A 10,447-nucleotide genomic window follows, 5' to 3' on the forward strand; every position below is an offset into this window, starting at 1 on the left:
ATCTTCGTAGCTCCAGTTGCTCCAGTCGCTGTCTTGTGTGGTGACTTGTTGCCCTGGCATTAGCTTGTGTGAATTGAACTAACATTATTTTGATCATCTTCGTAGCTCCAGTTGCTCCAGTCGCTGTCTTGTGTGGTGTCTTGTTGCCCTGGCACTAACTTGTGTAAATTGAACTAACATTATTTTGAGCATTTTAGTGGCTCCAGTCGCTGTCTTGTGTGGTGACTTGTTGTCCTGGAACTAGCTTGTGTAAACCGCTTGTAATAATGCGCTCGCCATCTTTGACGGCGCCGTAAACATAGGCCGATCCTTGATTAGCATGAGCAATGCGCACATCACGGCGCTCAATCGTAAAGGTGTTATTTTTCCCTTCAACCAAAGCAAATACATTCCAAGTGCCTCGTAAACCATCGGTCAGTGCACTTAAAGGCAGCCAACACCCGGTCTGATCTTGTTGCTCTTTTAAGTTTAAATAGGCCAGTTGGCCGGGAATAAAGGTGTATTTAGGTGGGATGAGAAAGCGTAACTGCACGGTACGTGTAGCTGGCTCAACCGATGCGCCCTTGGTAATTAAGCTAATGGGGATGGTTTGCCCAGCGATAGTGGCGTTTACTTGTTGGTTAAGGCTTTTATCAAGCTTGCTAAGTAGTCGTACTGGTAAACCTATTTTTATCTCTTGTTCTGATAGTTGTAATAACTCAAACACGGGGCTGCCAGCACTAACAACTTGGCCCTGCGCGACTAAGCGCTGGCCTATTTGAGCAGCAAAGGGGGCGTGCAGTGTCGATTTGTCGATACGTGTTTGATTAGCAGCCAATGACGCATTAATCCGCGCTTTATTGGCGCGCAGTGACGCTTGTTTGGCTTTTAATTCATCGACGCTTTGTTCTGAGGTATAGCCTTTCTTTTGTAATGAATATAAACGGGCTAAGTTGGCTTTTACTAAAACTGTATCTGCTTCTGTTTGCGCCAATTGTGCAAATAGTTCGTTGCGCTCTATCTGCAGCAGTTCTGTATCAAGGGTGGCTAAAACGTCGCCCTTGTTCACTTTCTCACCAGTATTACTGAGTAGGTTGGCTATCTTGCCGGGGAGTTCAAAACCAATATTGGCATTTTGCTGCGCAAACACACTGCCAACAAATTGCCGTTCAATGATAAAGCTATCTTGCTGTTTAAGCTTGATACTTTCGGTATGATGTAACGAAGGCTCAGCCTGACTTGAAGTGCTAAAGCAGCCAAGTAAGCATAATAAGAGTAAGGTTGACTTGATTGTTGAAAAATATTGGCCCATTTTGCATTCCATGATTATTCTGGACTTGTGGGTCTAGTTTAATTTTAATTAGACCAATAAGTCCAGTTTAAAAAATGACCTTTTGGCCGTTTCACTGCAGAAGCGCTAATTCAATACAGTGTAGGTATGATGATTAAGAATAGAACAAAAAGTGAAGACAAGCGGCGCTTGATCTTGAAAGCGGCAGTGCGTTTATTTGTTGAACATGGCTTCACTCAGATCACCATGGCAAAGGTGGCTGAGCATGCAGGGGTATCAAAGCAAACAGTATATAGCCACTTTGGTAATAAAGAGGACTTGTTTGCCGCGGCTATTGAAAATAAGTGTCTCAGTTTAGGACTTGCTGACAGCCTACATTTAGAAGGAGAGTTGAAGACTTGTTTAACGCTGTTCGCTTTGCGCTTTGGCAGTTTTATCATTGAAGATGAAACCCTTAAAACCCACAAGTTATGTGCATTTGAAGCGAATCACTTACCGCAGTTGGCTGAGATTTTCTTCCGTCTTGGGCCCGATGTTGTGATCAGTGAGTTAAGCCGCTACTTTGCTTATAAAACGGAGCAAGGTAAATTAAACACTCCAGAGCCTCGCTGGGCTGCCAGCCAGTTTTTAGGTATGGTGATGGGCGAGGCAAGATTACGTGCCGAATTAAATCAAATGGATGAAAAAACGCTAGTGGAGCGAGAGCAATATTTATTGAATAGCGTGGATATGTTTCTTAAAGCTTATCAAGCGTAAAGCTTGGTGTTTTCGCACAATAAATTCCGCTCCTTGTATGTTAACTTGTTGATTCGTGTTTTTTGTAGGGCCTGAGCTTGCTCAGGGTATTTGTGATATTCGCAGAGCAAGCTCTGCTCCTACATGAGGGCCTCAAGCTTTTGTAGGAGCAGAATTTATTCTGCGATATAAAGGGCTGGTTTTTTTAGGTGGTATGTTGCTACTCACACCTATCGCCGCATTAATGCGGATCCTGCAATACCACCCAATTTTAAAACAAACGGTTAAGGCCGTTTAATGCCGCAACACGATAAGCTTCTGCCATGGTTGGATAGTTAAATGTGGTGTGTACAAAATACTCGATGTTATTACCGCCGTTTTTTTGCTCCATAATAGCTTGGCCGATATGAATAATCTCAGAAGCGCGTTCACCAAAACAATGAATGCCTAAAATTTCTTTGGTTTCACGATGGAACAAAATTTTCAAACTGCCAACATCAGAGCCTAAAATTTGCGAACGAGCCAAATGTTTAAACTGCGCTCGACCCACTTCATAGGGCACTTTCAATGCGGTTAGCTCTTGCTCGGTTTTACCCACAGAGCTGATTTCTGGAATGGTGTAAATGCCGGTTGGAATATCTAATATCAGTTTCTTGCGGCTATCTTTACCACTGACGATTGAGCCTGCTGCAATACGGCCTTGATCATAGGCTGCGCTAGCTAAACTGGGGTAACCAATCACATCGCCTACAGCATAGATATTTTCGACGTCTGTTTGATAGTTATCGTTCACTTTTAGCTGGCCCCGGCCATCAGGCGTTAGGCCAATAGCGGCTAAATTCAACTTATCGGTATTACCGGTACGGCCGTTGGCAAAAAGTAAACAATTTGCTCTCATCTTTTTGCCTGACTGCATGTGCATAATCACGCCATCGGGGGTTGTTTCTACGCTCTTATACTGCTCGTCATGGCGAATGATGATGCCAGAATTTCTAAAGTGATAAGATAACGAATCCGACATTTCAGCATCTAAGAAGGAAAGTAAGCGGTCACGGTTGTTGATTAAATCTGTTTTAACATCAAGTCCTCTAAAGATAGAGGCATACTCAGAGCCGATAACCCCTGCGCCATAAATAATGATGCTAGAAGGGTGGTAATCAAGGGATAAAATGGTGTCACTGTCATAAACATGGGGATGAGCAAAATCGATATCAGCCGGGCGATAAGGGCGTGAGCCTGTCGCAATAATGATATTGTCAGCGCTCAAATAATCCAGTGAGCCATCGTTTTTGCGAATTTGTAAGGTGTGATTATCGACAAATGAGGCTTCACCAAAAAATAAATCGCATTCATTGCGATCGTAAAAGCCTTTGCGTAAGTTTACTTGCTTGCGAATAACCGACTGGGCATGACTTAATATTTCAGCGAAAGTCAGTTGTTTACGCGCTTGGTCTTCGCCAAACAATGGGTTGCTATTAAACTCAATTAAGCGGCTAACGGAATGGCGTAGGGCTTTAGAAGGAATGGTACCCCAATGGGTACAGCCGCCGCCTACCGAATGAGCTTTTTCAATAATGGCTACTTTCTTGCCGCGCTTGGCCAGCTTCATTGCTGCGCCTTCACCGCCAGGTCCGGTTCCGATAACAATGGCATCATAATGCGCCGCAATTTTAAACGGGGTGGCTGTATTCGGTTTTTTACTCACGGGTATTCCTTTTTTATTTTTATCGAGCGCAGTGGGCGGATCTAATCTTATTTACTTGGCCAACCAAATATACGAGGTTAAAACACTTAACCTCCGTCTGTAATAAGTTAAACACTCGCTAGCCTGTGCAAAATAACAAATTTTGGCCTGTATTGCCCAATGTTGTCGTTATTTTGAGATCAGTTTAACAAGCTGTTAAGTTGAAGTTAAATGCTCTATACCCAAGCAACTTCAAGATGCTTGTTCAGCGAGAGTTTGTTGGCTGTTAGGCAAGGCGCTGATTTGAAAACATAGTTATTCTACGTTGAAAATCAGTAATAAAACATGACAGCCTACAAGACTCGCCCTTCGGGAGTCGCTCATTGCGTTCATTTTTTTTGAAAAACCTCAAAAGGGGGCTCCATTACCTCGACTTTTCGCCTTAAATTGAATGTAATGAGCGGCTCTTAATCCTGCATTTCGAGGTCGTTTGGGTATAAAAGCCATGGTACTAAAACGGCGATTGTCATATTATGGCTGGTGCCAATTTAATGCGAATCTCAGAGGAAAGTTGTGCCATATGGGGTTATTCTCAATAGTACTGCCTTGGTTCGCCTTTGCTTAAATTAATGTGCCATTACTTCAGGATATTGCCTTATGACTAACAACATTGAACGTAAGCCTTTGCTACTTGCTTTTTTAACAGGGTTATGTGGTAACGCAACGTTAGCTGCGTTAACGTCAGCCCATGTTTCTTTTTCCATCTTTCCAATAATCGCCTTTGCTTTTGCACTGTCGGCGTTGTGGCAAGCTTATGTCGCAGGTCCGATGGAAGGAGACACGCCACGTTGTGCTTTAGCGATGTTTTTTGTTGGCGCGCTTGGTTACTCATCATTTTTACGTGCCGAGTTCCCCGATATTGGCCAAAACATTATTCAAATATTCCTGTGCTTGGGCTTAGTGTTTTATGTCGCAATTAAGTTAGGGTTAGGAAAAAGAAATTCATCTGAGCCAGCTGCTGAGGTAGTTAGCGAAAGTTAAATACTTTGCTCCCTTGAAAGCTCCTGCGGGAGCTTTTCTGCAAAAACACCTCAAATAATAGCCTCTTCCTCCGATCTAAACGCTTGCATACAACGTACGAAATACACTTATTAACTTAGATAATTGGACACATAAAATGAAAGCCCTTGTTGTGATAGCCCATGGCAGTCGAAACCCGTTAGCTAATGAAGAGCTACAAAAAATGGTGCTGCAATTAAGTCAACAACCCGAGAATAATCAGTTTGATTTTTTTAAGGCGGGTTACTTAGAACTGGCAAGCCCATCGATCAACGAGTGCTTAGATGAGTTGCTTGAAAAAGGGGTGACCGAGTTTGTTATCTTCCCCTACTTCTTAAACTCAGGTGTTCACGTGCTTAAAGATATTCCAAAGGTGGTGACTCATTATCAAACCACTTACCCAGACCATCAATTTTCGCTGCTTACTCACTTTGGTGCAGCGCCGGGCATTTTAGGTTTAGTCACTCAGCTGGTGGGCAACAAATAAAATTTTAGCTCGTTTGGTGTTAGCTTAGATCAAGCACCTCATAAGTAACCTGTTTTCCTGCCAAGGTTAAACTGACCTCATCACCCACTTGTCGTTGGTTTAGCTCTTTACCAATGGGTGATGAGGGCGTGATCACTACTACCTCTTGCCCATTTACTGTTACTTTTAAGCCCCCTGCAGATGGCCCCATAAACAAAGTCTTTTGGTTTCCTTGTTCATCAATGATTGAAACTAGTGCGCCAACGGTGACCTTGCTGCAGTTAATCGCGCTATCTAATTGCTTAAAATTTTGCACGTCAGCGGCACATTGCGCTACACGAACCGATTGACCTTGTGCCAAATAAGCGGCTTCTAGGGCTAAGGTGTCATATTTATTCTCGGCAATATTTTCATCGTCAGTGGCCGTATCGTGAGCGCGTTTAGCCGCGGCCATTGCAGTTTGATGGCTAGTTTCTAGAGAAATGAGTATTGCTGTTAATAGCTGAGCTTTGTTCATTATTTGTAGGACGTCGTTGAAGTGGGGTAAATACTAGAGAGCGTCAGGATGATTGTAAAGCTGATAGCGTCTTTTAAGGATTTAGCCCAATTGACAAACCCGACGCGCTTTTGCGACAGTAGGCTATATCGCCCATCGGCACAATTTTACTGGTTATTATGCTCAATCAGAAACTTATCACCCTGCTACCTGATCTTGCCACTTATATTGTTGTCGTGAACGAAGGCAGCTTTACGGCTGCAGCGAAAACCTTGGCGGTGACGCCATCGGCACTCAGCAAACTGATCACTCGTCTTGAAGCGGCGCTGTCGGTGAAATTGTTTGAGCGCACCACTCGCAAATTGCTCATTACGCAAGCGGGCACTCGGGTGTATGAACAAAGCTTGGTGATGGTAAATGCAGCGCAGCAAGCCGTTGAGCTTTCTACATCCGATCACACCGAAGCCGCTGGCTCATTAACGGTGGCCGCGCCTGAGGCATTTTTAAACTCAGTGTTACAACCTTTAGTGGTGCCATTTTTAACTCGCTACCCAAATATTCAGTTAAAACTGCGCGCGGCAGATGGGGCAATTGATCTGTTTAAGCACAATATTGATGTCGCTTTTCGGCTCACTGACAAGCCCGATGAAAACTTAGTATTACGCGAGATTTGTAAAACTAATCTGGTCTTGTGTGCTAGTCCTGACTACCTTGCTCGTTGTGATACGCCAACGCATCCCACCCACCTAAGTGAGCATGATTGCCTCTATTTAGCCGAAACCGAGCGCGACAACATCTGGGACTTTCTTAAAGATGATGAGTTCCACACCGTGGCGGTAACAGGGCGCTATGCGGTGAACCATTCGCAAATGCGCCTTACTGGTGTAAAAGAAGGGTTAGGTGTTGGCATCTTTCATGATTTTGTGATCCAAGATGCACTGGCCAAAGGCGAAGTGGTTCAAGTACTCAGCGATTGGACTATCAAAAGTAATTACCATGGCGCGATTGCTATGCAATACCCGCAAACCAAATACATGCCAGCGCGGCTGCGGGTGTTTATTGACTATGTAGCGGCTAACTTAACCACCAAGTTGAATCGTTAATATCTATTCGTCTATGAAAACGTCACCTATGGTTCAAAAAATATGCATGTGTTTGCCCTGGTTAAGCTGCACACTTATGCACTCACTCAGAACATTTTACCTTTGCTCCATACAACGAACTAAATGTTTATCCAAATCGTAATAACACAAAAAATCTTCTATTAATATGCGCTCGTACATTCGTTCTTTGTATACATCAATACCGAGAAATGATTTTTGAATCTGTGTGACAACCGGAGATGTTGATGCGTCAAAAATAACGGATCTATCTACATCCTCTATTTCTTCTATCGTGTTTGTTCGAGCGATCAGTGTATTACCTTTTTTATAAATATCACCATCCAATATGAAAGTGATGTATTGCATTCCTTTTTCAACATCAGCAATTTTTACAACTGAGGTATATTTCTGATCATTGGATAGAAAATCAGCATTCGCTGTGAGTTCTATCGCATTCTGCCCTTGAGACAAAATAGTTTCTGTTCTAGTGAAATAACCATCGAAGTCAATATCGTTTTTTAGGTTTTCCGAAAGTGCAAACAATATCAAGGCAATAAAAAAAATAGCATTAAAAAATCTTAATCGATTCATATTTTACAGCCTTTTAATTTTAAATTTTCAATGATGGCTTCAAGATTGTCACCCGAAAATGAAAAAAGTTCTTTTTTTTGTAAACAGTCCACAGTGACACCACTAGAAAGAGTGTTGATAAAGACAATGCTTTTATCGTTAAACATAGCTCTATCTATAGTTTTTTTTAGTTCGCTGATTTTTAGAGTGGTGATATCCTTGTCTATTGCTGAATTGATTAACAAAGCGAAATCTCGATTGTAACTATTGTATACAGCAATATGCTTCTTATTATTAACTACATCTACGACAGGTTGTTTGAGAGTTGCTTTTTCGCTAAAAATTAAAAAAAAAAGAATTGATACATTAGCAATGAGAAGAGGGTAACCTAACCCGATTAATGCAATTCGCTTTAACTTTGCAAGTTTATATTTATAATTGGGAGCATGAGCCGGCTCTATTTCTTTATCGGAAGAGAGCCTCTTTTCTGGTTCATGATTGATGAGCTCCTGCTGATGGACATTTTCTATAGGTTTGACAGAAAAATTGGCTTCAACAAATTTTACTTTGTCAGTTAAAGCGGTATAACCTTTATTTTTTTCATTAGCGATAATTTCTAACTTCGTATGTGATTTGAAAATTTTTCTGATATTGACAATTGCAACGGGAACAGAATTTTTTGATACCAGCTTGTTCGGCCAGCCAATCAAGGCAAGCTCTTCCTTACTATAAAACCGCCCTTTATTCGTTAGCATGTTACTCAGTATCGCAGACTCCGAGTATGAACACTTGTATTTTACATCATCAACGATGATGAAATAGTTTCCGCCGTCTTCACTGACGCTCACATAAATGCAATTATCACTCATTTCAATGCTATCTCTTGATTTTCATAATAGATTCATAGGCATAAATAGTTGTAATCATACTATAATTTTTATCATTCATCTTAACTTCAGGCTGTTACTGAACCTTGATTCCACTCTGCTGTACATAATATGGGTAATACTCTCAGAAAAACATAGCCTTATCTAATCACTGCTAATCGCACCTCCCGTTTGCAGTTAATAAGTGCCGCGAGGATGCGGCAGTTAAGCCATCAGAGATGATTTCACGGTGTATCGTATAAGAAAGTTCCACTTTATTCGCTTGGTTGATTGTACTTTGTGCACTCATTCGCTCGCCCTGAGGTTCAAGTTGTCTTAGGGGGCGCTGCTCGGAGCTGAATGGGGGCTTCAATATTCCATGATCTATTTCGTTATGTTTCATTATAAATCAATTAATAAACTCTGTTAAGTTGTTGATTATAAAGTTTTTTATCATTATTAAATTTAATAACTCTACTTTCCAAACCGTCATGGCTAGACTTTGAATCAAGCAAATAACAACGGGCTGGAAAGTACCGAAGCAAATTTAGCTTTTAAGCGATAAGAAACATACAAGCAGTGTTATAGCATAGCGAACAAGCTGTATGTTTACGTTTTGTTAACTTTGAGTTGGCCTAAATTTGATATTTTATTTGGGGTTGGCTACAGCATATGTTGTCGTCAGCTCATATAGACAACATGCAGTACTGGGCAATTAATGCACTTTAAGTACTGCACACAATATTTGATAAATAACGAGGTAAATTACTATGAAAAAATTCATTATCGCTGCGACAGTTGCTAGCATTTTAACTGGCTGTAGTTCTGATTCGGTAGAAAAAGCACTCTTAACCGATCTATCGCAAAGCCAAGCAGAGCAGGCCGCTAAAACCGTTGTTGACGCAACTAGCCTGATTGTTAGCGATATTCTGGAACAATGTAACTTTAATTATGACCCTGCAAACGATTGTGCTATCAACGGCAAAATATACACCCCTAGTTCATCACTAATTAAGTTTGATGACAAACAAATTGGTATTGACAATTTTGAAGATCTTAACTTAAAAGTGTCATACAACCAAGCTGAACAAGTGATAACGCTTACCTCTGATAACTCAGGTAAATACTTGCAATATGATAACAACCTGCAAACAAGTTACTCTAGCGAAGGTGATTTAGATCACAAGCTTGTAATTAATGTTGCAGGTCTGGCGACAGATAGCATCTTAGTAAACTTGGATGCACAGAATATTATGGAATTAGAGGGAGACTCTGAAACATTTCGTTCTTTTGCAGAAAATGTAAGTTATGACTCTAATTCTCAAAGAATAAAAGGGAAGATAACAATTAAAACCCAAGATAGTGATAGAGATTTTGATTTGTAATTAAAAATTAAGCACGGCTTAAAGATCAGCTCCTGGCACAGTAGGGCATTATTTTGTGCCAGAGCTGAGGCTTTAATCTATTTTTATATTTCCATCGTTAAATAATAATATTGTTTGAAATAAAGTTTTAAGTCTGAACCAGCCTGTCCGATGTTTGAAAGTTAAATTGTTAATAATGATGGTTTTAACCTAAATAAACAAATCGAAATAAAAAGTTATCATTCCCCCCAACAAGCAGCTCTAACTAGGTGTGATTAAAATGAAAGAAAAACTATTATTTGCAATGGTTATGACAGCAATTTTGTCTGGATGTGGAAACGGTGGGGGGAATACTTCTGATAACTCCCACAATACGAAAACAGAAACCCCAAAGCAGGTGTCAGTTAGTTTGCCTCCACAAAACTCTAATAAGCAGGAAGAGTACGTAGCTGCTACTGTTAACCACAACAATGAACTTAGTGCTGCTATAACACTTGATAAAACATTAAACTTGGTTGAACTCAGCCAGCCTGTTGCGGCCCCTATATTAGTGCCTGCGGAGAATCCACTGCGAGTTAAGCAAGGTGAGCCTCTTATCCCCGTTGTTATGCATCAAGAAAAGCCATTTGTTCAACCAACAATCATGACGCAGGGCACGCCTGAATTACCGGTTGCAAACGTTGCCATGACCCCTTTTGTTCTTACTACAAAAACAGCACAAGCCAACCCAGAGTTAAATGCGACAAGAGCAGCCTTAACGCCTAGTCTTATTGCTCACCGTATGAATAATGCCATTACTGGTGGCGGTGATAAATATGCCGCATTAGCTAAAGC

At 41.2% G+C, this 10,447-nt stretch carries 11 protein-coding genes; 6 read left to right on the forward strand and 5 right to left on the reverse strand.

Translation table 11 applies throughout. The features are described from left to right. Positions 1–193: 193 nt before the first annotated feature. On the reverse strand, positions 194–1,291 hold the full coding sequence (locus tag K1M91_RS10535; RefSeq protein ID WP_232801718.1) for an efflux RND transporter periplasmic adaptor subunit: 1,098 nt from the start codon (positions 1,289–1,291) through the stop codon (positions 194–196). A 126-nt stretch (positions 1,292–1,417) separates the two neighbouring features. Here K1M91_RS10535 and K1M91_RS10540 point away from each other — a divergent pair, with 126 nt between their 5' ends. Further along, positions 1,418–2,026, forward strand: a complete 609-nt coding sequence (locus K1M91_RS10540) for a TetR/AcrR family transcriptional regulator (protein ID WP_232801719.1) — start codon at positions 1,418–1,420, stop codon at positions 2,024–2,026. Between the two features lie 250 nt (positions 2,027–2,276). Here K1M91_RS10540 and sthA read toward each other — a convergent pair whose 3' ends face one another. Continuing rightward, positions 2,277–3,710, reverse strand: coding sequence for a Si-specific NAD(P)(+) transhydrogenase (gene sthA / locus K1M91_RS10545; protein WP_232801720.1), 1,434 nt, complete (start codon positions 3,708–3,710; stop codon positions 2,277–2,279). 636 nt (positions 3,711–4,346) lie between these two features. Between sthA and K1M91_RS10550 the strand changes: the two genes are divergently transcribed. Then, on the forward strand, positions 4,347–4,730 hold the full coding sequence (locus K1M91_RS10550) for a YijD family membrane protein (RefSeq protein ID WP_232801721.1): 384 nt from the start codon (positions 4,347–4,349) through the stop codon (positions 4,728–4,730). A 136-nt stretch (positions 4,731–4,866) separates the two neighbouring features. After that, entirely contained in the window at positions 4,867–5,235 is a 369-nt protein-coding gene (locus K1M91_RS10555) for a CbiX/SirB N-terminal domain-containing protein (protein WP_232801722.1), read from the forward strand. 19 nt (positions 5,236–5,254) lie between these two features. Here K1M91_RS10555 and K1M91_RS10560 read toward each other — a convergent pair whose 3' ends face one another. Continuing rightward, complete coding sequence (locus K1M91_RS10560) at positions 5,255–5,731, reverse strand: GreA/GreB family elongation factor (RefSeq protein ID WP_232801723.1); 477 nt, start codon at positions 5,729–5,731, stop codon at positions 5,255–5,257. A gap of 158 nt (positions 5,732–5,889) precedes the next feature. On the opposite strand from K1M91_RS10560, the gene K1M91_RS10565 reads away from it, so the two are divergent. Beyond that, positions 5,890–6,813 (forward strand): LysR family transcriptional regulator, encoded by a 924-nt coding sequence (locus tag K1M91_RS10565; RefSeq protein ID WP_232801724.1) that lies wholly within the window; start codon positions 5,890–5,892, stop codon positions 6,811–6,813. A 96-nt stretch (positions 6,814–6,909) separates the two neighbouring features. On the opposite strand, the gene K1M91_RS10570 is transcribed toward K1M91_RS10565, so the two are convergent. Both K1M91_RS10570 and K1M91_RS10575 read right to left on the reverse strand, forming a co-directional pair. Then, a complete protein-coding gene (locus tag K1M91_RS10570; protein WP_232801725.1) occupies positions 6,910–7,404 on the reverse strand; it encodes a hypothetical protein in 495 nt (164 codons plus the stop codon). Further along, positions 7,401–8,252, reverse strand: a complete 852-nt coding sequence (locus K1M91_RS10575; protein WP_282561125.1) for a winged helix-turn-helix domain-containing protein — start codon at positions 8,250–8,252, stop codon at positions 7,401–7,403. Before K1M91_RS10575 ends, K1M91_RS10570 begins: the two co-directional genes overlap by 4 nt. Before the next feature lie 767 nt (positions 8,253–9,019). On the opposite strand from K1M91_RS10575, the gene K1M91_RS10580 reads away from it, so the two are divergent. Together K1M91_RS10580 and K1M91_RS10585 are read left to right on the forward strand one after the other, a co-directional pair. Next, a complete protein-coding gene (locus tag K1M91_RS10580; protein ID WP_232801727.1) occupies positions 9,020–9,634 on the forward strand; it encodes a hypothetical protein in 615 nt (204 codons plus the stop codon). A gap of 259 nt (positions 9,635–9,893) precedes the next feature. Then, positions 9,894–10,447 (forward strand): hypothetical protein (locus K1M91_RS10585; protein WP_232801728.1); only part of this gene is annotated, 554 nt, incomplete at its 3' end.

Origin of the sequence: Motilimonas sp. E26 (assembly GCF_021278025.1) — a bacterium.
GTDB lineage: Bacteria > Pseudomonadota > Gammaproteobacteria > Enterobacterales > CBDFNC01 > Motilimonas.